23 protein-coding genes are annotated in these 23,771 nt (G+C 69.8%); 12 read left to right on the plus strand and 11 right to left on the minus strand.

Features of this window, described 5'->3' with window-relative positions; translation table 11 throughout:
* Positions 1–112: 112 nt before the first annotated feature.
* Positions 113–1,009, plus strand: coding sequence for an alpha/beta fold hydrolase (locus DIE04_RS26525; RefSeq protein WP_124520622.1), 897 nt, complete (start codon positions 113–115; stop codon positions 1,007–1,009).
* A 62-nt stretch (positions 1,010–1,071) separates the two neighbouring features.
* Here DIE04_RS26525 and DIE04_RS26530 read toward each other — a convergent pair whose 3' ends face one another.
* Positions 1,072–1,563, minus strand: coding sequence for an Lrp/AsnC family transcriptional regulator (locus tag DIE04_RS26530; RefSeq protein ID WP_124520623.1), 492 nt, complete (start codon positions 1,561–1,563; stop codon positions 1,072–1,074).
* A gap of 113 nt (positions 1,564–1,676) precedes the next feature.
* Here DIE04_RS26530 and DIE04_RS26535 point away from each other — a divergent pair, with 113 nt between their 5' ends.
* Positions 1,677–2,579 (plus strand): DMT family transporter, encoded by a 903-nt coding sequence (locus DIE04_RS26535; protein ID WP_124486613.1) that lies wholly within the window; start codon positions 1,677–1,679, stop codon positions 2,577–2,579.
* Between the two features lie 218 nt (positions 2,580–2,797).
* Here the strand turns inward: DIE04_RS26535 and DIE04_RS26540 are convergent, their stop codons facing one another.
* The 5 genes from DIE04_RS26540 to DIE04_RS26560 are packed head-to-tail and all read right to left on the minus strand — an operon-like array spanning position 2,798 to position 5,876.
* On the minus strand, positions 2,798–3,004 hold the full coding sequence (locus DIE04_RS26540; protein ID WP_124520624.1) for a DUF1289 domain-containing protein: 207 nt from the start codon (positions 3,002–3,004) through the stop codon (positions 2,798–2,800).
* Positions 3,001–3,507, minus strand: coding sequence for a YbaK/EbsC family protein (locus tag DIE04_RS26545; RefSeq protein ID WP_044846152.1), 507 nt, complete (start codon positions 3,505–3,507; stop codon positions 3,001–3,003). Before DIE04_RS26545 ends, DIE04_RS26540 begins: the two co-directional genes overlap by 4 nt.
* A 23-nt stretch (positions 3,508–3,530) precedes the next feature.
* Positions 3,531–4,463 carry a hydroxymethylglutaryl-CoA lyase gene (locus tag DIE04_RS26550; RefSeq protein ID WP_124486611.1) on the minus strand — a complete coding sequence of 311 codons (933 nt, stop codon included), beginning with the start codon at positions 4,461–4,463 and terminating at the stop codon, positions 3,531–3,533.
* A 29-nt stretch (positions 4,464–4,492) separates the two neighbouring features.
* Positions 4,493–5,434, minus strand: coding sequence for a glyoxylate/hydroxypyruvate reductase A (locus DIE04_RS26555; RefSeq protein WP_124520625.1), 942 nt, complete (start codon positions 5,432–5,434; stop codon positions 4,493–4,495).
* Between the two features lie 4 nt (positions 5,435–5,438).
* Positions 5,439–5,876, minus strand: a complete 438-nt coding sequence (locus DIE04_RS26560; protein WP_044846155.1) for a VOC family protein — start codon at positions 5,874–5,876, stop codon at positions 5,439–5,441.
* A 256-nt stretch (positions 5,877–6,132) separates the two neighbouring features.
* Between DIE04_RS26560 and DIE04_RS26565 the strand changes: the two genes are divergently transcribed.
* A complete protein-coding gene (locus DIE04_RS26565; protein WP_124486609.1) occupies positions 6,133–6,756 on the plus strand; it encodes an alpha/beta hydrolase in 624 nt (207 codons plus the stop codon).
* A gap of 54 nt (positions 6,757–6,810) precedes the next feature.
* Here the strand turns inward: DIE04_RS26565 and DIE04_RS26570 are convergent, their stop codons facing one another.
* Positions 6,811–8,931 carry a phosphocholine-specific phospholipase C gene (locus DIE04_RS26570; protein WP_124520627.1) on the minus strand — a complete coding sequence of 707 codons (2,121 nt, stop codon included), beginning with the start codon at positions 8,929–8,931 and terminating at the stop codon, positions 6,811–6,813.
* 57 nt (positions 8,932–8,988) lie between these two features.
* Positions 8,989–9,273 carry a hypothetical protein gene (locus DIE04_RS26575; protein ID WP_124520629.1) on the minus strand — a complete coding sequence of 95 codons (285 nt, stop codon included), beginning with the start codon at positions 9,271–9,273 and terminating at the stop codon, positions 8,989–8,991.
* A 559-nt stretch (positions 9,274–9,832) separates the two neighbouring features.
* Between DIE04_RS26575 and DIE04_RS26580 the strand changes: the two genes are divergently transcribed.
* Genes DIE04_RS26580 through DIE04_RS26590 form a run of 3 tightly spaced genes read left to right on the plus strand, consistent with a single transcriptional unit; the run spans position 9,833 to position 13,826 of the window.
* A complete protein-coding gene (locus tag DIE04_RS26580; protein ID WP_124520630.1) occupies positions 9,833–10,585 on the plus strand; it encodes a (2Fe-2S)-binding protein in 753 nt (250 codons plus the stop codon).
* Positions 10,586–10,602: 17 nt separating this feature from the next.
* Complete coding sequence (locus DIE04_RS26585; protein WP_124520631.1) at positions 10,603–11,604, plus strand: xanthine dehydrogenase family protein subunit M; 1,002 nt, start codon at positions 10,603–10,605, stop codon at positions 11,602–11,604.
* Complete coding sequence (locus tag DIE04_RS26590) at positions 11,601–13,826, plus strand: xanthine dehydrogenase family protein molybdopterin-binding subunit (protein ID WP_124520633.1); 2,226 nt, start codon at positions 11,601–11,603, stop codon at positions 13,824–13,826. The genes DIE04_RS26585 and DIE04_RS26590 overlap by 4 nt, the downstream gene beginning before the upstream one ends.
* A 15-nt stretch (positions 13,827–13,841) precedes the next feature.
* Here DIE04_RS26590 and DIE04_RS26595 read toward each other — a convergent pair whose 3' ends face one another.
* Complete coding sequence (locus DIE04_RS26595) at positions 13,842–14,762, minus strand: LysR substrate-binding domain-containing protein (RefSeq protein WP_124486603.1); 921 nt, start codon at positions 14,760–14,762, stop codon at positions 13,842–13,844.
* Between the two features lie 111 nt (positions 14,763–14,873).
* On the opposite strand from DIE04_RS26595, the gene DIE04_RS26600 reads away from it, so the two are divergent.
* Together DIE04_RS26600 and DIE04_RS26605 are read left to right on the plus strand one after the other, a co-directional pair.
* Positions 14,874–15,512, plus strand: a complete 639-nt coding sequence (locus DIE04_RS26600) for a glutathione S-transferase family protein (RefSeq protein ID WP_124520634.1) — start codon at positions 14,874–14,876, stop codon at positions 15,510–15,512.
* A 305-nt stretch (positions 15,513–15,817) separates the two neighbouring features.
* Entirely contained in the window at positions 15,818–18,019 is a 2,202-nt protein-coding gene (locus DIE04_RS26605; RefSeq protein ID WP_124520635.1) for a TonB-dependent siderophore receptor, read from the plus strand.
* 55 nt (positions 18,020–18,074) lie between these two features.
* On the opposite strand, the gene DIE04_RS26610 is transcribed toward DIE04_RS26605, so the two are convergent.
* A complete protein-coding gene (locus tag DIE04_RS26610) occupies positions 18,075–19,349 on the minus strand; it encodes an MFS transporter (protein WP_124520637.1) in 1,275 nt (424 codons plus the stop codon).
* Between the two features lie 107 nt (positions 19,350–19,456).
* Between DIE04_RS26610 and DIE04_RS26615 the strand changes: the two genes are divergently transcribed.
* From DIE04_RS26615 to DIE04_RS26625, 3 genes are all read left to right on the plus strand, one after another.
* Positions 19,457–20,500, plus strand: a complete 1,044-nt coding sequence (locus tag DIE04_RS26615) for a LysR substrate-binding domain-containing protein (RefSeq protein WP_124520639.1) — start codon at positions 19,457–19,459, stop codon at positions 20,498–20,500.
* A gap of 96 nt (positions 20,501–20,596) precedes the next feature.
* The gene (locus DIE04_RS26620; RefSeq protein ID WP_124486598.1) at positions 20,597–20,824 is read left to right on the plus strand and encodes a type II toxin-antitoxin system Phd/YefM family antitoxin; all 228 of its coding nucleotides are present in this window, start codon (positions 20,597–20,599) and stop codon (positions 20,822–20,824) included.
* Positions 20,824–21,204 carry a type II toxin-antitoxin system VapC family toxin gene (locus DIE04_RS26625; protein WP_014895868.1) on the plus strand — a complete coding sequence of 127 codons (381 nt, stop codon included), beginning with the start codon at positions 20,824–20,826 and terminating at the stop codon, positions 21,202–21,204. Before DIE04_RS26620 ends, DIE04_RS26625 begins: the two co-directional genes overlap by 1 nt.
* A 21-nt stretch (positions 21,205–21,225) precedes the next feature.
* On the opposite strand, the gene dapA is transcribed toward DIE04_RS26625, so the two are convergent.
* A complete protein-coding gene (gene dapA, locus DIE04_RS26630) occupies positions 21,226–22,119 on the minus strand; it encodes a 4-hydroxy-tetrahydrodipicolinate synthase (RefSeq protein ID WP_124520640.1) in 894 nt (297 codons plus the stop codon).
* A gap of 453 nt (positions 22,120–22,572) precedes the next feature.
* Between dapA and DIE04_RS26640 the strand changes: the two genes are divergently transcribed.
* Positions 22,573–23,592 carry a sulfate ABC transporter substrate-binding protein gene (locus DIE04_RS26640; RefSeq protein WP_044846167.1) on the plus strand — a complete coding sequence of 340 codons (1,020 nt, stop codon included), beginning with the start codon at positions 22,573–22,575 and terminating at the stop codon, positions 23,590–23,592.
* Positions 23,593–23,771: the final 179 nt, after the last annotated feature.

Raw genomic sequence — 23,771 nt, forward strand, 5'->3', positions numbered from 1 at the left:
GGCGACAATCGAGTGAGTGTTCTCTTTCTACGCGTTCGGGCATCTGGCGCGCGCAGCAGCCGGCCGGGCGCTCCTACAATATCCGCCATAACAAACCAACGAGAAACAAACCATGTCGTTTGAGGCGTTTGCTCCGTTTCGCGTGACGGTGCAGGACACCGACATCTTCGGTGTCAAAGGAGGCGCGGGGCCGCCGCTTCTGCTGCTGCACGGCCACCCGCAGACCCACATGATCTGGCATCGCGTCGCCGCGACGCTGGCGAATCACTTCACGGTGATCGCGACCGACCTGCGCGGCTATGGCGCGTCGGGCAAGCCGCCGAGCGACGCGCGGCACGCGCCGTATTCGAAACGCGCGATGGCGGCCGACCAGGTCGCCGTGATGCGCCATTTCGGTTTCGAGCAATTCCATGTGTGCGCGCACGATCGCGGCGCGCGCGTCGCGCACCGCCTCGCGCTCGATCATCCGGCGGCCGTCGAGCGGATGATGCTGCTCGACATCGCGCCGACGCTCGCGATGTACGAGCAGACCGACCGTGCGTTCGCGACCGCGTATTTCCACTGGTTCTTCCTGATCCAGCCGGCTCCGCTGCCCGAAACGCTGATCGAAGGGCGCACCGATGCGTACATCGAGCGCGTGATGGGCAACCGCTCGGCCGGGCTCGCGCCGTTCGCGCCGGAGGCGCTCGCCGCGTATCGCGCCGCGCTCGCGCAGCCGGGCGCCGTACACGCGATGTGCGAGGACTACCGCGCGTCGGCGACGATCGATCTCGAACACGACCGCGCGGATCTCGAGCGCGGCAACAAGGTCGCGTGCCCGCTGCGCGTGCTGTGGGGCGAGCACGGGATCGTCGGCCGCTGCTTCGATCCGCTCGACGAATGGCGGCGCGTCGCGCGCGACGTCAGCGGCCGCTCGCTCGATTGCGGGCACTACATTCCGGAAGAGGCGCCCGTCGCGCTGATCGACGAGCTGCTCGCGTTCTTCGAAGCGCGCGACGCGGCCGCGTGAGCGGGGCCGGCCGCGGCCGGTCGCGCGGCGCTTGCTGCGCGTCGACGGTCAGCGTTCGAGGATCAGCGGCGCGCGACGTCGTCTTCGACCAGCGGCGGCAGGCGGCGCGGCACGGGCGTCGATTTCACGATCGCCGTGCTCGTTTCCGCGCGCTCCGTCACCTTCGACAGGATGTCGTCGAGGTGCTCGATCGTGCGCAGGTAGAGCCGGCAGATGAAGCAGTCCTCGCCGGTCACCTTGTCGCATTCGACGAATTCCGGAATCCGCCGCAACACCTCCTCGACCAGATGCAGCTGTCCCGGCAGCGGCTTCACGCGGACGATCGCCTGCAGCGTGTAGCCGAGCGCGCGCGGATCGAGCTCGACGGTGAAGCCCGCGATCACGCCCTGCGCCTCGAGCCGCCGCACGCGATCGGCGGTCGCGGGCGCCGACAGCCCGATCTGTCGCGCCAGCTCGCTGGTGGCGATGCGCGCATCCTCGGCGAGCGCCGCGAGGATCGCGCGGTCGGTCGCGTCCAGCGACGCGACGGCGGGCGGGGAAAGGCGTTTCGACATGATCGCTTTGCTTTCGAAGGTGAATCGGTCGTTTCGCTTCAGTTTAGCCGTGGATGCACGGAAAGCAAGTTTCTAGAATCGAAGTCATCTTCTCTCGCCAAACGGAGTCCATGATGGCCTCGAACGAAATCCGCCGCGGTGCCGCCGAGATGATCGTCGCGATGCTGATGTCCGGCACGATCGGCTGGCTCGTGATGTCGTCGCAGCAACCGCTCACCAACGTCGTGTTCTTCCGCTGCCTGTTCGGCGCCGCGACGCTCGCGATCGTCTGCGCGGCGCTCGGCTTGCTGCGCCGCGCGCTGTTCTCGCCGCGCATGCTCGCGCTCGCGACGCTCGGCAGCGTCGCGATCGTCGCGAACTGGCTGCTGCTGTTCGCCGCGTATTCGCGTGCGTCGATCTCGATGGCGACCGCCGTCTACAACACGCAGCCGTTCATGCTCGTCGCACTCGGCGCGCTCGTGTTCCGCGAACGGATCAGCGCGTCGACGATCGCGTGGCTCGCGCTCGCGTTCATCGGGCTCGTCTGCGTGGTGCGGGTCGAGCCGGCCGTGCTCGCGGTGCCCGGCGAATATCTCGAAGGCGTCGCGCTGTCGCTCGGCGCGGCGTTCCTGTACGCGGTGTCGTCGATCGTCACGAAGCACCTGAAGGGCACGCCGCCGCACCTGCTGGCACTGCTGCAGGCCGGCCTCGGCATCGTGCTGCTCGCGCCGTTCGCGCACTTCGACACGCTGCCGGCGACGGCCGCGCAGTGGCTCGATCTCGTCGTGCTCGGCGTCGTCAACACCGGCCTGATGTACGTGCTGCTGTACGGCGCGATCCAGAAGCTGCCGGTCGCGATGACGGGCGCGCTGTCGTTCGTCTATCCGGTCGTCGCGATCATCGTCGATCGCATCGCGTTCGGGCAGACGCTCGCGTGGACGCAGGTGCTCGGCGCGCTGCTGATCCTGCTCGCGGCGGCCGGCGTGAACCTCGGCTGGCGCATCGTGCCCGCGCGTCGCGCGGCGGTCGGCAACTGAAACGGTCGTGCGATTCGACTTGCCGCTACGGCCTGCCGCCAGGCCCGTCGGCGTCGCCTCCGGGCACGCGGATTGCGCGCCAGACAGGCCGTAAGGAGTTGTAGGGAAACACCCGATGCGACGCTGCAGCGTCGCTCGTATGATGCGGCTGTGACGTTGATCACGTTCACAGGATTCCGATCTCATGCCGTTCGCCAAGCAGGCCGAACGGCATTTTTTTATGCGCCGCTCCGTGCGAGCAGGCGCCGCCGCGCGTCGAGCCGCGCGAGCAACTCGCGTCTCGCGTCGTCGTCCGACGCGCGCCATCCCTTGATCTCGTCACGCGTGCGCAGGCAGCCCGCGCACCAGTCGGTGCGCGGATCGATCCTGCAGACGTCGGTGCACGGCGAGGCGACCGTGCCGACCGGTACCGGCGCGTCGCTCATGCGTCGTTACGCAATGCGACGTCGGCGACCGGCGCACCCGTCAGCGCGACGAGTTCCTGCGGCGACAGGTTGAACACCGCGTGCGGATGGCCGGCGGCGGCCCACAGGCTGTCGAGCTCGAGCAGGTCGGCGTCGATCAGCGTGACCGGTTCGACGAGATGGCCGATCGGGCACACGCCGCCGATCGCGTAGCCGGTATGGTCGCGCACGAACTTCGCATCGGCGCGGCCGACCGCGCCGACCTGGGCGGCGACCTTCTTCTCGTCGACGCGATTCACGCCGCTCGCGACGACGAGCACCGGCAGGCCGTCGGATTCGCGGCGAAACAGGATCGACTTCGCGATCTGCGCGACCGAGCAGCCGAGCCCGGCCGCGGCTTCGGCGGAGGTCTTGCCGGTTTCGGCGAGCATCACGATCCCTTTCGCATGCCCGCGTTCGCGCAGCAGCAGCGCGACGCGTCGCGCGGAATCGGGGAGAGAGTCGAATGAAGCGGGTGTCGTCATGGGGAGTCCGGTGAGTGTCGGGGTCACGCGCAGCTCGGCGCGTCGGCCGCGCTCTGCGCCTTGGCGAGCAGCGCGCGACCGGCGCGCGACACGTTCGCGCGGCCGATCGCGTTCGAGATGAAGTCGCCGGCGGCGACCACCTGCGCGAGATCGATGCCGGTGTCGATGCCGAGGCCCTGCATCAGGTACAGCACGTCCTCGGTCGCGACGTTGCCGGTCGCGCCCTTCGCGTACGGGCAGCCGCCGAGGCCGGCGACCGACGCGTGGAAGATCTCGATCCCCTCGAGCAGCGCCGCGTAGATGTTCGCGAGCGCCTGGCCGTAGGTGTCGTGGAAGTGGCCCGACAGCCGTTCGCGCGGGAACACGCGCGTGACGGCCGACAGCACTTCGCGCGTGCGCTTCGGCGTGCCGACGCCGATGGTGTCGGCGATGTCGATCTCGTCGCAGCCGAGCGCGGCGAAGCGTTCGACGACGTCGACGACCGACGCGACCGGCACCTCGCCCTGGTACGGGCAGCCGAGCGTGCACGACACGCTGCCGCGCAGCCGCAGGCCGGCATCCTTCGCGGCCTTCGCGACCGGCTCGAAGCGCGCGATGCTCTCCGCGATGCTGCAGTTGATGTTGCGCTGCGAGAATGCCTCGCTCGCCGCGCCGAAGATCACCACTTCGTCGGCGCGTGCGGCGAGCGCGTTCTCGAAGCCTTTCAGGTTCGGCGTGAGCACCGAATACACGGTGCCCGGGCGGCGCTCGATGCCGGCCATCACGTCGGCGCCGTCGGCCATCTGCGGCACCCATTTCGGCGACACGAACGATGCGGCCTCGATATTGCGGAAGCCGGCGCGCGACAGCCGGTCGACGAGCGCGATCTTCACGTCGGTCGGTACGAAGGTCTTTTCGTTCTGCAGCCCGTCGCGCGGGCCGACTTCGACGATCTTGACGGCGGTGGGGAACGTCATGGTTGTCTCCGGTCTCGTATAGGTGGAATTCAGTAGCCGCGCGCGTAGTCGACGATGCCGCCGACGCGCTCGCCGCGCTCGAGCGCGCGGATCTTGCCGGCGATCTGCTCGACGGCTTCGTCGCGCAGCGTCTCGGCCGAGCTGTGCGGCGTGATCGTGATGCGCGGCGCGTGCCAGAACGGGTGGTCGACCGGCAGCGGCTCGTGCTGGAACACGTCGAGCGTCGCGGCGGCGACCTGGCCGCTCGCGAGCGCGTCGAGCAGGTCGGCTTCGACGAGATGCGCGCCGCGTGCGACGTTCACCAGGTATGCGCCCGGCGCCAGCTTCGCGAAGGTCCGCGCCGACAGGATCCCGTCGGTATCGTGCGTGCTCGGCAGCAGGTTGACGAGCACCTTCGCGCCGTCGACGCACGCGTCGAACGCGTCGTCGCCCGCGAAGGTCGCGACGCCGTCGAGCCGTTTCGGGCTACGGCTGTAGCCGCGCACCGGCAGGCCGAGCGCGGCGAGCGCCTGCGCGACCTGCGCGCCGAGCACGCCGAGGCCGAGCACCGCGACGGTGAAGCTCGCGCGCGGATGCGGCTCCAGCACCTGCCAGCGGCGCTCGCGCTGCAACGCGTCGTATTCGTCGAAGCGGCGCAGGTAGCGCAGCACCGCGTGCGTCACGTATTCGATCATCTGCCGCGCCATGCCCGAATCCTCGAGGCGCACCAGCGGCACGTCGCGCGGCAGCGTGCCGGGATGCGCGCGATCGAGCGCGAGCAGCGCATCGACGCCCGCGCCGAGGTTGAAGATCGCGCGCAGGCCGTCGCGCGGCGCGAACAGCTCGCGCGGCGCGCGCCACACGAGCGCGTAGTCGGCGGCAGCCGTGTCGCCCGGCTGCCACGCGCGCAGCTCGGCCTCGGGCAGCGCCTGCGCGATCGCGTCGTGCCAGGCGCCGGCTTCCTGGTGCGGCGAGTAGAACAGGATCTTCATGCGCTTACTTCGCGAACAGCTGGCCGATGTCGGCGAACGCCTTGAACTCGAGCGCGTTGCCGCACGGATCGAGGAAGAACATCGTCGCCTGCTCGCCGACCTCGCCCTTGAAGCGGATATGCGGCTCGATCACGAAGCGCGTATGCGCGGCCTTCAGTTTGTCGGCGAGCGCATGCCATTCGTCCATCGACAGCACGACGCCGAAATGGCGCACGGGCACGTCGTCGCCGTCGACCGGGTTCACCGCGCTTTTGCCGGTTTCGTCCGGCGCGAGGTGCGCGACGAGCTGATGGCCGAAGAAGTCGAAGTCGACCCAGTGTTCCGAGCTGCGGCCCTCGGGGCAGCCGAGCAGGCCGCCGTAGAACGCGCGCGCGCCGGCGAGGCTCGACACGGGGAAGGCGAGATGGAACGGGCGCAGCGCGCCGGCGGGCGTAGCGGACATCGGGCGTCTCCTGTCGATCGGAACCGGCGCGGGGAGCCCGGTTCGATCCGATGCAAGGCAAGCGGGAAGCCCACATTCTACGGTTTCGCGGCGCATTGCGCCGCCGCGAGGCCGCCGGCCCGCACCGCGAGGCCCGCGCCGGCGGTCGCCCGGCTACCGTCCCGCGCAAAAGCAAAGCACAAAATATTGGTTCGGCCGCCGCGCACGCCACGCCACAATCGAACCTCGTCTCCAAGCAAAGCAAGCGAGGGCAATCATGCGCGCATGCAGCAAATCGGCGTGGCCGCCGCGGCTCGTGACCGTTCCGGGCCTGCACGGCAGCGAAGGCGCCCACTGGCAGACCTGGCTGGAGCGGCAGTTCCCGCGTGCGCTGCGGGTCGAGCAGGCCGACTGGGACGCCCCCGATCTCGCGCGCTGGGCGCAGTCCGTGCGCGTGCTGCTCGAACGCGAGCGCGGCCCGTTCGTGCTGGCCGCGCACAGCTTCGGCTGCCTCGCGGCCGCGCATGCGCTCGCGCAATGGCCGCAGGAGGCCGACGTCGCGGGCGTGCTGCTCGTCGCGCCCGCCAGTCCGAAGAAATTCACGTTCGCGGGGCCGTTCGACGCGCGCCGGCTCGCGGTGCCGTCGATCGTGATCGGCAGCGAAACCGACCCGTGGATGCCGCTCGCCGATGCGCGCACGCTCGCGCAGCGGCTCGGCAGCGCATTCGTGAACCTCGGCGACGCGGGGCACATCAACACCGCGGCCGGCTTCGGGCCGTGGCCGCGCGCGAAGTACTTCATCGACACGCTGGTGCACTGCGCGGCGCCGCTGCGCTTTCGCGACGCGGACGACGGCTTCGACGTCGCGCCCGTCGAGCGCGCGCTCGCGCACGCGATCTGAGATTCGACGGCACGCGCCGCGCGGCCGACGCCGCGCGCCGTCGTGCCGCCGCGCTTACGGCGCGGAGACCGGGCGCACCGCGGCCGGATCCGAGTAGCTCGACCGGCCGTTCTCGACGTGGCCCGCGAAGCGGCGCGAGAACGTGCCGTTCACGCCGTCGCTCACCGTCACGTCATACCAGTGGTGGCTCGACGCGAGCGCCCATTGCTCGACGCGTTCGTCGCCGCCGTGCAGGGTCACCTGGCGCGCGGGCGTGCCGTACGCGTTGTCGGTCAGCGTCAGCGTCACGTGACCGCTGCCGTGGTTGCGCAGCTTCAGGTACAGGTTGCCGTTCGCGATGTCGTAGCCGGCTTTCACCTCCGGCTGCGCCTGGTTGCGCCGGCGCGCCGTCGCGGCCGACACGTTGCCCGCGAACATCCGCACGAAGCCGTTCGGCCCGTACACCGAGAACGCATACGCGCCGTTCGTCTCCGTCACGTCGAAGTCCGCGTGCAGCACGCGGCGCGCGCCGACCGTGTAGCGCCACGGGCCGTCGGTGCGGTTGGTCGCGTACACCTGGAAGTGCGCGCCCTGGTTGCCGCGGTTCGCGAACTCGATGCGCAGCGTGTTGCCGCCGTAGAGGCTCGCGTTCACGTGCAGTTCGTACGGCAGCGCGCGCGCCGGGCGCACGCCGGGTTCCTGCGGGTCGATCGGCGACGGCGTCGCGGGCACGCTCGGCGCGGGTTGCGACGTGCATTGCTGGTCGGCGATCGAGCGGTACTGGCTCGTATCGGGCAGCGTCGGGAACGTCGCGTCGGACGAGCGGAAGTCGAACGCGGCGGTCAGATCGCCGCAGACGGTCCGGCGCCACGGCGTGATGTTCGGCTCGTCGACGCCGAAGCGCTCGCCGATGAAGCGGATCACCGACGTGTGGTCGAATACCTGTGAGCACACGAAGCCGCCCTTCGACCACGGCGACACGACCGTCATCGGCACGCGCGGCCCGAGGCCGTACGGCAGCCCGTCGGCCGTGTAGCTGCCGCCGCGGCCGGGATTCACGACCGTATGCAGCTCGCCGTCGGTGGTCACGGTCGATGCGCCCTGCGCGGCCGAGGTCGGCGGCTGCGGCGGCACGACGTGATCGAAGAAGCCGTCGTTTTCGTCGTACATGATGAACAGCACCGTCTTCGCCCACACGTCCGGGTTCGACGTCAGCGCGTCGAGGATCTGCGACGTGTAGTTCGCGCCGTACGCCGGCGTGTATTTCGGATGCTCGGAGAACACGGCGGGCGGCAGCAGCCACGACACCTGCGGCAGCCGGTCGTTGATCACGTCGTCCTTCAGGTTGTCGAGCGTGCGCACCGTCTGCGCGCGCTGGTACAGCGACGAGCCCGGCTTCGCGTTGATGAAGTTCGTGAAGTTCTGCAGGATGTTCGTGCCGTAGTTGCCGTTGTACGGATCGGCCCACGTGAGCCCCTGCTGGTAGATCTGCCACGACACGCCGCGCGCCTCGAGCCGTTCGGGGAAGGTCGTCCACGACAGCAGCTGGTACGCGGGCGGCAGGTCGCCGTCGACGTAGTCGGCGTTGTCGAGCAACGGGCCGCCGAACTTGCCGGTCGGGTCGACCGTGCCCGTCATCAGGTACGAACGGTTCGGATGCGTCGGCCCCGGCAGCGAGCAGAAGTAGTTGTCGCACACGGTGAACGCATCGGCGAGCGCGTAATGGAACGGGATGTCCTCGCGCACGTGATAGCCCATCGTCATGTCGGTCTTGTTCGCGGGCCACTGGTCGTAGCGGCCGCCGTCGATCGCCGCGTGGGTCTTCGCCCACGAGTGGTCGAGCGCGCCCAGGCACTGCGCGCTGGTCGTCTTCGTGTCGAGCCGGAACGGCAGCACGGGCTTCGCCGGGTCTTCCTTCGACGGCTGGTACCACACCGGCTTGCCGTTCGGCAGCGGAATCGGGAAGCGGTCGTTGTAGCCGCGCACGCCGCGCAGGTGTCCGAAGTAATGGTCGAACGAGCGGTTCTCCTGCATGAACACGACGATGTGCTGGACATCGCGGATCGTGCCGGTGCCGCGCGCGGCCGGAATCGCGAGCGCGCGGCGGATCGATTCGGGGAACGCGTTGAGCGCGACGGCCGCGCCCGCCGACTGTGCGACGGTATGCAGGAAACGGCGGCGGCTGGATGACGTCATGTTATTTCACCTCGGTTCTGCGATCGGGGACTGGGGACACCAACAGGAACGGCGGGATCAGTGCGGCGACGACGCGGCGATGGCGGACGCGCCCGCGTTCGTCGCGGGCTTCGCGTCGTCGTCATCGTCGGGCGGGTAGTGGACGACGGGCGGCGCGAGCGGCGCGGCATCGGACGCGGCGGCTTTCGCGCCCGAGCCGCTGTTGAACGCGCTCGCGGCGCCGGACGATGCGCCGGCCTGTTGCGAGGCGTCGGTCGCGTGCGCGTCGTGCGGCGCGTCGTCGCTGCAGGCGGCGGCGAATGCGGCGGCACATAGAACGACGACGAGGGCAACACGACGCATCACTTCTCTCCTGGCAGGCGGATCGGGAAACGTTTTCGAGTATGCCCGTGCGATGCGACGATTCGGTGAATCGTTTGCGACCGGCGCGTGATCGCGAACGGCTTTCGTGATGCTGACCGTATGCTTTCACGGCGGCGGAGCCGGGTCGACCCGCCGAATTTTCATGGCGGATGTAGTGGCCGCGCGCATTTACACGCGCGTGCAACGCGACGAACCATGCACGCGATGCGACGTGTCGTGCACGGCGTTGCGGACGCCTTTGGCCAGCGTCGGTCGATGTGTCGCCCGCGCCACTGCCGAATGCGTGTTTTTTACCGCATCGACAGCCGACGGTCAGCCACGCGCCAGCGTAGCGGCACGCACGTGACAGGAGCGGTAACCGATACCTGCGTGCGGTCCGTTCGCAACGCATGAACGCAATCTGCCCGGCGCAGGCGAAGACCCGTGTCGGCTTGCGGCACCGGAATTGCTCGCAGCGCCGATGCACGCGCTGTCCCGCGCGGCCAACCGGGCACGGGCGGCGTATCCGCATCCATCAACCAGGGAGCGAGCAGAAGCCATGTCAAGCGATCGACCCATCCCCCCGTCCACCGAGCCCGCGAGCGATGCTGCCCCGTCGCCGCTCGCGGCCGGCCATGCGGCGTCGCCGCCGTTACCGCACGATACGCCCTCCAGCGCCGCACGGCGCCGCTTTCTGCAATCGGCGGCGGCCGCGACCGTCGGCGCCGCATCGCACGTTCATCCGCAGCAGCCGCACACGACATTCACGCCTGCGGCGACACATCGCGATATGGTCCCGGCGCAGCCCGTGCGGCTCGACATCAACGGGCGCGAATACACGCTGCAGCTCGAACCGCGCGTCACGCTGCTCGACGCGCTGCGCGAATACGCGGGCCTCACCGGCACGAAGAAGGGCTGCGACCGCGGGCAATGCGGCGCGTGCACGGTGCTCGTCGACGGGCGGCGCATCAACGCGTGCCTGACGCTCGCGGTGATGCACGAAGGCGAGCGGATCACGACCGTCGAGGGGCTCGCGCGCGGCGGCGTGCTGAGCCCGATGCAGCGTGCGTTCGTCGATCACGATGCATTCCAGTGCGGCTACTGCACGCCCGGCCAGCTGTGTTCTGCGACCGCGCTGCTCGACGAGTTTTCGGCGGGCGCGGCGAGCGCCGTCACCGACGACGTGCGACGCCGGCCCGCACAACTGTCGGACGACGAGATCCGCGAGCGCATGAGCGGCAATCTGTGCCGCTGCGGTGCGTACCCGAACATCGTCGCCGCCGTGCGCGCCGCGCACGCGGCGAACGGCTAGCGCGGGAGGACCCGGCCATGGAAGCGATCTCCTACGAACGGGCAACCGACGTCGCGGGCGCCGTGCGGGCGGCGCAGCGGCCGGGCGCGGCCTTCATCGGCGGCGGCACGAACCTGCTGGACCTGATGAAGGGCGGCGTCGCGCGGCCCGTCACGCTCATCGACATCACGCGTATCGCGGGCCTCGATACGGTCGACGCGTTGCCGGATGGCGGACTGCGAATCGGTGCGCTCATGCGCAACAGCGATGCGGCCGCTCATCCGCGTATCCGCGCGGACTATCCGCTGCTGTCGCAGGCGCTGCTCGCCGGCGCGTCCGCGCAATTGCGCAACATGGCGACCGTCGGCGGCAACCTGATGCAGCGCACGCGCTGCCCGTATTTCTACGATCCCGCGTTCGCGCAATGCAACAAGCGCGAGCCGGGCAGCGGCTGCGCGGCGATCGGCGGGCACAACCGGATGCACGCGATTCTCGGCGCCAGCCAGCAGTGCGTCGCGGTGAACCCGTCGGACATGAGCGTCGCGCTCGCGGCGCTCGACGCGGTCGTACAGGTGAGCGGCCCACGCGGCGCGCGGCAGATTCCGTTCGCGTCGTTTCACCGGTTGCCCGGCGATCGGCCCGACCTCGACACGACGCTCGAACCGGGCGAACTGATTACGTCGGTGGATCTGCCGCCGCCGCGCTTTGCGGACCATGCGCACTACCTGAAGGTGCGCGACCGCGCGAGTTACGCGTTCGCGCTGGTCGCGGTGGCCGCCGCGTTGCGGCTGGACGGTGCGCAGGTGACGGAGGCGCGCATCGCGCTCGGCGGCGTGGCGCACAAGCCGCTGCGTGCGACGGCCGCGGAACGGCATCTCGTCGGCCGCGCGCCAACCGATGCGGCGCTGCGCGAGGCGGCTGCGCTCGCGTTGCGCGACGCGCGGCCGCTCGACGGCAATCGATTCAAGGTCGCGCTCGCGCAGCGCGCGATCGTCCGTGCGGTGCATGCGGCCGCTGGCACGACGGGAGATGCGGCATGAACACGGTGACCGGACAGCCGCTCGACCGTGTCGACGGCGTACTCAAAGTGACGGGCGGCGCGCGCTATGCGGCCGAATTCGCCGATACGTGCCTCGCGCACGCGGTGCTCGTGACGAGCACGATCGCATCGGGGCGCATCGAATCGATTGACGCGGCACGCGCACGCGCGATGCCCGGCGTGCTGTTCGTGATGACGCACGAGAACGCGATGCGGTTGCCCAACGGCGGCCGCACGCCGCTGTCGCCGCCGGCCGGGCGCCGGCTCACGCTGTTGCAGGACGACACGGTGCGCTACAGCAACGAACCTGTCGCGGTCGTCGTCGCCGAAACGCTCGAGCAGGCGACCGACGCCGCGAATGCGGTGCAGGTGCGCTATCGCGCGAGCGATGCCACGCTCGATTTCGCGCGCGCGAAGCGCGGCGCGCGCGTGCCGCCGAAGCAGCAGGGGCGCGCGATGGACACGCAGCGCGGCGACGTCGATGCAGGCCTGCGCGAGGGCGCGGTGCGCATCGACGCCACCTACACGACGCCGATGCAGCATCACAACCCGCTCGAGCCGCACGCGACGATGGCGCACTGGGACGGCCCGACGCTTACGCTGCACGACGCGACGCAGGGCGTGTCGGGCGCCAGCACGGCGGTGGCCGCGGTGTTCGGCATCGCGCCGGAGCAGGTGCGCGTGATCTCGCCGTTCCTCGGCGGCGGCTTCGGCTGCAAGGGATCGTCGTGGTCGCACGTGTCGTTGTGCGCGATGGCCGCGCGACAGGTGGGCCGCCCGGTGCGCCTTGCGCTGACGCGGCCGCAGATGTTCGGCCCGGTCGGCGGCCGCCCGTTCACCGAGCAGCGCGTCGTGCTGGCCGCGCGCGCCGACGGCACGCTGACCGCGCTGCGCCACGACTCGATCGTCACCACGTCGACGTTCGAGGACTGGACGGAGATGTGCGGGATGCCGTCGCGGATCATGTATGCGGTGCCGAACCAGGCGACCACGCACCGGATCGTGTCGCTGAACGTCGGCACGCCGACGTTCATGCGCGCGCCCGGCGAGGCGTCCGGTTCGTTCGCGCTGGAATCGGCGATGGACGAGCTCGCGTGGCGGCTCGGCATGGATCCGGTCGCGCTGCGGCTCGCGAATTACGCGGAAGTCGATCCGGAGGACGGGAAGCCGTGGTCGAGCAACAAGCTGCGCGAGTGCTACCAGGCCGGCGCGCAACGCTTCGGCTGGTCGCGGCGCACCGGCGGGCCGCGCACGATGCGCGACGGCGACACGCTGGTCGGTCTCGGGATGGCCGCCGCGACGTACCCGGCGAATCGCAGCGAGGCGTCTGCGCGTGCGCGCATCCTGCCGGACGGCACGGCCGAAGTCGCGTCGGGCACGCAGGACATCGGCACCGGCACCTACACGGTCATGACGCAGGTCGCCGCCGATGCGCTCGGCTTCGCGCTGCAGAACGTGCGCTTCGTGCTCGGCGATTCGAGCCTGCCGCGCGCGCCGGTGTCGGGCGGCTCGCAATCGGCGGCGAGCGTCGCGCCGGCCGTGCGCGACGCCGCGCTGCGGGCGCGCGCGATGCTGATCGCGCTGGCGGTCGCCGATCGGGGCTCGCCGCTGCACGGCGTCGCGGCGGACGACGTGACGGTCGACGACGGCTGGCTCGTGCATCGCGGCGAAACGTCGCGGCGCGATCCGGCCGCCGCGGTGATCGCGCGGGCGGGCGGACGGCCGCTCGAAGCGCAGGCGACCGCGAAGCCGGGTGACGAGAAGTCGCGCTATGCATCTCATTCGTTCGGCGCGGTGTTCGCCGAAGTACACGTCGATGCCGAACTCGGCACGATCCGGGTGCCGCGCATCGTCGGCGTGTACAGCGTCGGCAGCCTGCTGAATGCGAAGACCGCACGCAGCCAGCTGATCGGCGGGATGGTGTGGGGGCTCGGCACCGCGCTCGAGGAAGGCTCGTTCCTCGACGTGCGGCATGGCCGCTTCACGAATGCGAACCTCGCCGAATATCACGTACCCGTGAATGCGGATATCGGCGATCTCGACGTGAGCTTCGTCGACGAGCACGACACGCATTTCAACCCGCTCGGCATCCGCGGCATCGGCGAAATAGGGATCACGGGCGTGCCGGCGGCGATCGCGAATGCGATCTATCACGCAACGGGCGTGCGCGTGCGCGATCTGCCGATCACGCTCGACAAGGTGGCGATGCCGACGCGCGCGTGAGCGTCAGCCGCAGCGTCAGCGGCGCGGCGTTCTGCGCCGCGCTTCGCTGCGCAGCCAGTCGAGCCACGTGCGGATCGCCGCTTCCTGCGGATGGCCGGGGCGCCATACGACGTAGTGCGCATACACGTCGGTCACGCGCACCGTCGATACGCGCACGAGCGTGCCGTCCGCGAGCTCGGGCTCGATCAGCGAGCGGCGCGCGAGTGCGACGCCGCGCCCTTTCAGCGTCGCGTCGATCAGCGCATTCGCATCGGTGAAACGCGGCGCGCGAGCGGATTCGGTGAGGTCGAGCCGCGCAGCCTGGAGCCACGGTTCCCATGGCTGCGCGGGATGGCGCAGCAACGTCGCGCGCACGAGATCGGCCGGCACGCGCGGCGCGATGCCGTCGCGATTGCGGTACGCGGGGCTCGCGACCGGGAAGATCGTCTCGTTCATCAGCTTTTCGGCGACGACGCCCGGCCAGCTGCCGGGCCCGTAGCGCAGCGCGACGTCGATGCGGTCGCGCTTGCGCAGCGGCGCGAGCGCCACGTCCGGGTGCAGCGCGATCGCGATGTGCGGATGCGCGGCCGTGAAGCGCGGCAGGCGTGGTGCGAGCCAGCGCTCGGCGACACTTGGCAGCACGCTGACGTTCAGCGTCACGTCGCAGGTACGCGGGCGGCTGCGTACGGCGAGCGCCGGCTCGAACGCGCGTTCGAGCACGCTCAGGCCCTGGCGCACCTGTAGCGCGAGCGCATGCGCGGCATGCGTTGGCGTTGCGCCGTTGCGTTCGCGCGTGAAGAGCGGGTAGCCGAGCTGCGCCTCGAGCGCGCGGATGTGCTGGCTGACGGCGCCTTGCGTGAGCGCAAGCGCATCGGCCGCGCGCGTGAAGCTCTGCAGCCGCACGGCGGCTTCGAACGCACGCAGCGTCTGGAGCGGGGGGAGGTGGATGCGTCGCATGCGGGTATTAGTAACACTAATGCTCAAGCACGACAATTCTTCGTTTGCCGAGCATCGGGATGCGTTCCTACACTCGGTTCCGTCTTCCACAGCGCCGTCGGGCCACACACCATGAACGCATATCGTCTCTATCTTTCGCCGGGCGCCTGCTCGCTCGCCGCTCATATCGCGCTGGAGGAAACCGGCGCGCCGTTCGACGTCGAGATCGTCTCGGTGCAGAAGCAGCAGAACCTCGAGGCGCCCTATCTGGCGATCAACGCGAAGGCGCGCGTGCCCGTGCTCGCGATTCCGGGCGAGCCGAGCGTGCTGACCGAAACGCCTGCGATCCTCACGTATCTCGCGCACCGCTATCCGGACGCGCAATTGCTGCCGCTCGGCGAACCGCTGCGCGAGGCGCGGTGTCATGAATGGCTCGCCTGGCTGGTCGGCTGGGTGCACGGCGTCGGCTACGGCGCGTTGTGGCGGCCGGGCCGCTTCATCGGCGATCCGGCGCTGCACGGCGCGGTCAGCGCACACGGGCGCGGCACGATCGAAGCCGCGAACGCTTCGATCGAGGCCACGCTCGCCGATGGCCGAACGTGGGCTGAACCGGGTGCGCATTCGATCGTCGATCCGTTCCTGTTGGTGCTGTATCGCTGGGGTGTCGCGATCGGACTCGACATGACGCAGCATGCGGCGTGGACAGCCCACGCGCAGCGCGAGGCCGAGCGGCCGGCCGCGCGGCGCGCGCTGGCGCGCGAGGCGGCCTGACGAATGCGCGGGCGCCGTGGGGCGTGCTGCGCCGCCCGCGTGTGACGAACGGCTGCCATTTCATGGTGCCGCGCATCGGTGGCGTGTACAGCGTCGGCGGCCTCCTGAACGCGAAGACCGCACGCAGCCAGCTGTCGCACGCTTCGTGCGAATGATCGAGACGCCACACTGTGTCATGCTGGCCTGCGCCATGCCCGCGTCGTTCGACGATTAATTCGGATCCCGAAGTTCGTACGTGTCCAATTGCCACGTCGACTCCATTCCTATTGAATGAGAACCATTCTCGTTAATGGGGTGGAGTGAACATGAGTCGTTGCATTCTGTCGAGCGCGACGCCGCCGCGTCGCGCGACCGCGTCCGTTGCGTTCGCGATGGTGACCTGTGCCGCCGCGCCTGCGTGCGCGGAAGAGGACGAGCCGCGCCACGCGCCGCACCTGAGCCCGATCTTCGTCCACGGCAATCGCGACGCCGGTACGCGCGTCGACCGGTCGGGTTCCGCCAAATACGCGACGCCGCTGCTCGACGTGCCGCAGACGATCACCGTCGTGCCACGCGCGGTGCTCGACGAACAGCAGGCGCTGAGCCTGCGCGACGCGCTGTCGAACGTCGCGGGCATCACGTTCAACGCGGGAGAAGGCGGCGGCGGGTCGGGCGACATGTTCAATATCCGCGGCTTCGGCGCGAACGCGAACCTGCAGCTCGACGGGTTGCGCGACAGTGCGCAGAACAATCGCAGCGACCTGTTCAACATCGAGGCGGTCGAGGTGATCAAGGGGCCGAACTCGGTATTCGGCGGCGCGGGCACGACGGGCGGCTCGGTGAACCTGATCAGCAAGACGCCGAAAGCCGGCGCGCTCACGGAGGCCGGCACGATGCTCGGTACGTCCGGCTACCGCCGCGTGACGCTCGATGCGAACCGGCCGGTGCCCGGCACCGAAGGCCGGGCCGCGTTCCGCCTGAACGCGATGGCGCATGTGAACGACGTGCCGGGCCGCAACGACATCCGCAAGCGCCGCTGGGGCGTCGCGCCGTCGCTCGCGTTTGGCCTCGGCACGCCGACGCGCGTCACGCTCGGCTATTTTCACCAGTACGACAACAACCTGCCCGACTACGGGCTGCCTGCGCACAACGGCCAGGTGCTGGCGGGCATGTCGCGCGACCGCTATTTCGGCTGGCGCAATCTGGATCGCGAACGGATCGCTGCGGATGCCGTCACCGTGAAGGCCGAGCACGACGTGTCGTCCGGCCTGAAGGTGCAGAACCTGAGCCGCTACGCGCACCTGAATCGCGATACGGTGATTTCGGGAGCGCGCGTGAGCCTGGAAGGGCTGCCGCCCGGGCGTTACAAGCCGGCCGGGCCGCAAGGCTACGGCCGCGACGCGTCGACCGCGATGTGGGCGAACCAGACGAACGTGACGAGCACGTTCACGACGTTCGGCGTCGGGCATACGCTCGTCACGGGCTTCGAGATCTCGCGCGAAACGTACGGCCGCACGACCTATTCGTACGGGCTCAACCGGTTCTACCCGGCCGACGGCTTTGCGCTCGCGGCGCCGCCCGGCGTGTGGCGCGGCCCGGCGCAGCGCGAGGACAGTGCCCGCCAGGACACCGCGCTGGTCGTGAAGGCGCTGTACGCGTTCGACACGATCTCGGTCGGCCGCTACTGGGACATCGACGTCGGGCTGCGGCACGACTGGATCGACGACTGGGCGGAAGGGGCCGCGGCCGGCAAGCCCGCCGAGCGCGCGGACAGTTCCGACCGTCACCTGAGCACGCGCGCGGGGCTCGTGTTCAAGCCGACCGACAACGGTCGCGCGTATTTCGCGTACGGCACGTCGTTCAACCCGTCCGCCGAATTTCTCGCGACCTCCGGCTCCGGCGTGAGCGCGGCGACCGCAGCGCTCGCGCCCGAGACGAACGAGAGTTTGGAGCTCGGCGCGAAATGGGAGGGGCTCGCGGGCGTCGCGCTGAACGGCGCGCTGTTCCAGACCGAAAAGAACAACGCACGCGAACGCATGGCCGACGGCAGCTACGCGCTCGTGGGCCGGCAGCGCGTTCGCGGCATCGAGCTCGGGGCCGCCGGCAAGGTGACGCCGCAGTGGGACGTGTTCGCCAACTACACGTATCTCGCGAGCGTCACGCTCAGTTCACCGGCCACGCCGCGCCGCGACGGACAGGCGCTCGGCAACACGCCGCGGCACGCGTTCAACCTGTGGACGACCTATCGGTTGCCGGCCGGCTGGACGGTCGGCTACGGTTCGCACTTCGTCGGCCGGCGCAACGTGACGTCGCAAGGCGACGGCAAGCTCGGCGCGTACTGGGTGCACAACCTGATGGCGTCGTACGACGTGAGCCGCAGGCTGCGCTTCCAGCTGAACGTCGACAACCTGTTCGATCGCGCCTATGTCGAACGTGTGCGGCAGGTGGCGGGAAACGCATCGCAATCGTCGGCCGTCGAGTTCGGCGACGGCCGCTCGGCGATGCTGTCGGCCGTGTACAAGTTCTGAATGCCGCGCCATGCGGTCGGCAGGACGGGCGTCGCCGCTGGCGCCCGCTTGCTGGCTAGCGGGCAAACAACGGGTACGTTGCCGCCGCGATCAGCGCGGTCGCGAGCCACACCACGCTCCACGAGCTGACGGCGAGCAGCGGCGGAATCGCGAGCGGCGTCGCGAACAGCCCGAGATAGACGACCGTGTTCGCCATCCCGAGGGCGGTGCCTGCGTGGTTCGCGCCCGCGAGCGTCGCGAGTTCGGTGTACGCGACACCGTGCCAGGCCGACACGCAGATGCCGGCGAACACGAGGATCGCGACGATCGCGGCGAGCGGCACGTGCGGGCTGCCGGCGGTCGCGGCCGCGAGCAGCGCGAACGATCCGGACGCGACGCAGACCGACCCGCGCAGGTACGCACGCCGGTTGCCGTGCCGGTCGGTATGGCGGCCGCTCCACACGCGCATCACCATCGCGCCCAACTGCAGCGCGACCATCGCCGCGCTGATGCCGGCGAGGCCGAGCCGGCCGAAATCGTGCAGGAACACGGTCGCGAACGTGAGTACCGCGAACTGCGGTGCACACAGCGCGCCGATGCCGAGCACGATGCGCCAGACGCGGCCGCTCGCGAGCGGACTGCGCGCGGGCGCGGCCGGCGATTGGTGCCCGACGGCGCGGTTCGCGTCGGCGGGCGCGGTGGCCGCCGCGTCGGGCGGTTCGTGCAGCCAGCGCCACGTGAGCGCGGCCGATCCGGCACACAGCAGCATCAGCGCGCCGTACACCGCGGCGAAGCCCGCACGCGACGCGAGCGACGGCAGCAGCGCCGCGCCGACGCCGCCGCCGAGCGGCACGGCCGTCTGGCGGATGCTCATCGCGAGCCCGCGTTCGCGCTCGCCGAACCAGCGCATCACCGCGCGTCCGCTCGAGCCGTTCACGCTGCCGCCGAGCAGGCCGACGCAGCACATCGCAGCGACGACGCGCATGAGCGGCGGCACCGCGTGCGTGGCCGGGACGATCGTGGCCACCATCAGCGCCAGCATCGCGGCGGTCGCGACGAGGCCGGTGAGCAGTACGCGACGATCGCCGAAGCGGTCGGCGGCGATCCCCCACGGCAGTTCGGACAGTGCGACGCCGAAGCCGAGCGCGCCGAGCACGAGGCCCAGCGCGCCGTTGTCGAGGTGATAGGCCGAGCGCATCCACACGGCGGTGGTCGGAATGCCCGCCGCGGCGGCGGAAAAGCTCATGTTCGCGGCGACGCCGGCCGCGAGCACGCGCCAGCGATGGGCCGGGCCGCGCGCGTCGCGCGCTGGCAAGGACGAGGACGGGGATGCTAGGCAGGAGGTATCCATGGCGACAGGGCCCGTGTGGAAATTGACATCGCCAGTGTGGCGGCCTACATTCATCCTGAAAATCGGAAAGTTTTTGATGAATCGTTCGATAAAACGGGATGATTGAGATGTCCGGACAAGACCCTGCCCACGGCGAGGTGTCGCTCGTGGCACCCGACGCCACGCTGGCCCGGCCGAACTTCGACGTCGCGGCGCTGCGCAGCCTGGTCGCGGGTGTGGATCTCGGCAGCTTCGCGAAGGCCGCCGATCGCGTCGCGCGTTCGTCGTCGGCGGTGAGCGCGCAGATCCGCAAGCTCGAGGAACAGGCCGGCACGCCGCTGTTCGTGAAGGCCGGCCGCGGGCTCGCGCTGACCGACGCCGGCGACGCGATGCTGCGCTATGCGCGGCGGATGATCGAACTGAACGACGAAGCGGCCGCGGCCGTGCGCGGCGTGAATCTCGACGGCTGGGTGCGGGTCGGCCTTCAGGAGGACTTCGGCGAAGCGATCCTGCCCGACGTGCTCGGGCGTTTCGCGCGTGCGCACCCGAAGGTGAGGATCGAGGCGCGCGTCGCACGCAATGCCGAGTTGCTCGAGCGGCTCGACGCGAACCAGCTCGATCTCGCGCTCGTGTGGGGCGACCCGGCGTCGGCGGCGCTGGTGTCGCGCGCGGGCATCGACAGCGACGCGATCGCGCAGGTGCCGATGCAGTGGATCGCGGGTGGCGCGAGCGGTTTCGGCGTGCCGGACGCCGACGGACCGGCGGATGCGGTCGACGACGGCGCCGCGCGTCTGCGTGCGATGCACGCATCGGGCGAGCCGTTGCCGCTCGTCGTGTTCGACCGGCCGTGCCGCTTCTTCGGCGCGGCGACCGATGCGCTCGACCGTGCGGGCGTGCCGTGGCGCGTCGCGTTCACGACGCCGAGCCTGGCCGGGCTGTGGGCGGCGGCGGCGGCCGGCCTCGGGCTGACCGTGCGCTCGCACTACGGGCTGCCCGCGTCGGTGCGTGTGCTCGACGCGGCGTCGTCCGGGCTGCCGGCACTGCCGGGCCTGCCGCTGATGCTGCTGCGGCGGACGTCGTCGGCGACGCCGACCGTCGAGCGGCTCGCGCGGATCGTCACGCAGGCGGTGCGGGACGCGACGCGAGGGGACGCGGGGGCGCTGGCGGCGTGATGGCGATCGACGCGCCTGCGCCCGGCTGGGCGTTCGGCCTATTGGAGGGACGGGGCGAATGTCGTGACAATGGTGGATCACTCAACGGAGGCCATCATGCAAGTTGCCACTGTCCCGGAAGCCGCGCTCGATCTTCAGCGGCTTCTCGATGCCGCGATCGCCGGCGAACGCGTCGTGATCATGCAGGACGGCAAGCAGTCGGTCCGGCTCGTGCCGCTCAAGCCGATTCATCATTACGGGCTCCTCGAGGGGCAGATATGGATCGCGGACGACTTCGACGCACCGCTTCCCGATGATTTGCTGGATGCGTTCGAAGGAAAGTGATGCGGCTGCTATTCGATACGCACATCTTTCTCTGGATGTGGGCCAATGATCCGAAATTGAGCGCTCGCGCGCGCAATCTGATTGCCGAAGCCGACGAGGTGTTCATCAGCAGCGCGAGCATCTGGGAAGTCGCGATCAAGGCCGGGACGGGAAAGCTGGACGTGGATGTGGACCGGATGGTCGAAGCGATTGCGATGAGCCGATATCGGGAGCTGCCGGTTCGGGCCGCGCACGGCGCGGCCGTGCGCTATCTGCCCCACTACCATCGCGATCCGTTCGACCGCTTGCTGGTCGCGCAGGCCTGGTCCGAACCGATGCTGCTCATCACCGCCGACGGCCATCTTGCGCAGTATGGCGCGTCGCGGATTCTGACGGTCTGAAACAGTTTTCGAAGCGAAATCCTACGCTGCCGCGACCGTCTGCGCCGACGCCTCCAGCGCCGCGCACAGCTTGCCGAGCCTCTCCCGCAACCCCGCGCTCGCCGGCACGAACGGCAACCGCAGCCCGTCCTCGCACCACCCCTGCGCAGCCAGCACCGCCTTCACCGGCGCCGGATTCGGCTCGGCGAACAGCGCCGCGACGAGCGGCTGCAGCGCGACCGACAGCCGTCGCGCGTCGGCGAGCCGGCCGTCGCGCAGGAGCGCGTGGATGCGCACGTGCCATTCGGGCAGCACGTGCGCGCTGCTGGCGATCGCGCCATGCGCGCCGGCACACAGCGCGGCGAAGTTCTGGTTGTCGTCGCCGGAGAGAATTGCGAGCGGCGTCTCGTGCACGAGACGGCTCATCCGTTCGAGCGTCCCGCCGCATTCCTTGATGCCCGCGACGCGCGGATCGCGCGCGAGCGCCTGCAGCGTCTCCAGTTCGACGTTCACGCCGGTGCGATACGGGATGTTGTAGACGAGGACCGGCAGGTCGGCCGCCTCGACGATCGCCTCAATGTGGCGGCGGATCCCGTCTTGCGTCGGCCGAACGTAGACGGGCGGCGTGACGAGCAGCCCGTCGGGCCGCAGCGCGGCGAGTTCGCGTGCGCGGGCGGCTGCGAAGTGCGTCGCGCTCGCGGTGAGGCCGACGACGATCGGCAGGTCGGGCACCGCATCGCGCAGCGTCGCGAACACGGCGTCCTGTTCGCGCGCGTCGAGCAGCACGCCTTCACCGGTCGTCGCGCCCGCGACGAACCCGGCGACGCCCACCGCCGCATAGTGACGCGCGAGCCGCGCGAGCGCGCCGTGGTCGACCTCGCCGTCGTGGAACGGCGTGACGAGCGGCAGCCAGATACCTTCGAAACGTGTGTACATGCAAAGCCTCATGGTGGAAACGGAGTGGGAAGGAACCGTTCCGCCGGCGGGGTGCCGGAGCGAGGCGTGCGAGCAAGGAGAAAGAAACGACCTGCGGGCATCCCGTCCGGCATTCGCCTGACGGGACGCGACGCCCCCGTCAGTCGAGGTGTCGTTTTTTCAGTTTCAGCCCGGCCGCGCGCGCGCCTGCCGCGATGGCGGCAAGGATCGACGGCGAACGCGGGGCAACGGACATGGATGAACCGTGAAAGGGGCTGAACGGCGATCTTAACACCGGATCCGGCGCGTACGCGAGCGACGCGCCCCTACTTAGCAGAATTCGAGATTTGCTTTCCACGACAGATTGGAAAGTGCGTCGCGCCCGGCCGTTAAAATGCCCGCTTACGTTTCGATGACAGCGCGTACGCGTGCCGTCACGCATATCCACCACCACTGGAAACGGGGCATATCACGATGGCAAGCATCAAGGGGATCGGCCGCTGGCTGCACACGGGCGCCGCGGCGGCGCTGGTCGTGGCGGCCACGGCCGCGCATGCGGACACGTCGATCCTGAACGTGTCGTACGACGTGACGCGCGAGCTGTACAAGGACATCAACACGAGCTTCGCCGCCGCCTACAAGCAGCAGACGGGTGAAACGGTGACGATCAAGCAGTCGCACGGCGCGTCGAGCGCGCAGGCGCTGTCGGTGTTGCAGGGGCTGCAGGCCGACGTCGTGACGATGAACCAGCCGAACGACATCGACCTGCTCGCCGAGCGCGGCCAGCTGCTGCCGAAGGATTGGCGCGCGCGCTTCCCCGACGGCAGCTCGCCGTACTCGACGACGATGGTGTTCCTCGTGCGCAAGGGCAATCCGAAGGCGATCAAGGACTGGAGCGATCTCGCGAAGCCGGGCGTGCAGGTGATCATCGCGAACCCGAAGACGTCGGGCAACGGCCGCTACGCGTACCTCGCCGCGTGGGGCTACCAGAAGCAGAAAGGCGCGACCGACCAGCAGGCGCTCGACTTCGAGAAGGCGATCTTCCGCAACGTGCCGGTGCTGGACTCGGGCGGCCGCGGCGCGACGACGACCTTCACGCAGCGCGGCATCGGCGACGTGCTCGTCACGTTCGAGAACGAAGTCGCGCTGATGGACACCGGCGCGTCGGGAGCGGAATTCGACGCCGTGTATCCGTCGGCGAGCATCCTCGCGGAGCCGCCCGTCGCCGTCGTCGACAAGGTCGTCGACAAGAAGGGCACGCGCAAGGTCGCGCAGGCGTATCTCGACTACCTGTACACGCCGCAGGCGCAGGAGATCATCGCGCAGCACCATCTGCGCCCGCGCGACGCGACCGTGCTGAAGAAGCATGCGGCCGAGTTCAAGCCGCTGAAGACGTTCAGCGTCGAGCAGGTTTTCGGCAGCTGGGCGAATGCGCAGAAGACCCACTTCGCCGACGGCGGCACGTTCGACCGCGTGATCGTCGACCGCAAGTAAGTTCGGCGGCAGGCGGCAGGCCGCAAGCCCCAGGCCGCGCCGCGAGCACGCCGAACGACCGCGAAGCCGGCCGCCCATGCGGCCGGCTTTTTTTCGCGCCGCACGCGCAAGGCCCGCTCCGCATCGCTGCGCATTCCCGGCCGCCGCCCGCGCGTGCTACGCTCATCGCCTCCTTGCTC

The sequence above is a fragment of the Burkholderia sp. Bp8994 genome, assembly GCF_003853805.1.
Lineage (GTDB): Bacteria > Pseudomonadota > Gammaproteobacteria > Burkholderiales > Burkholderiaceae > Burkholderia.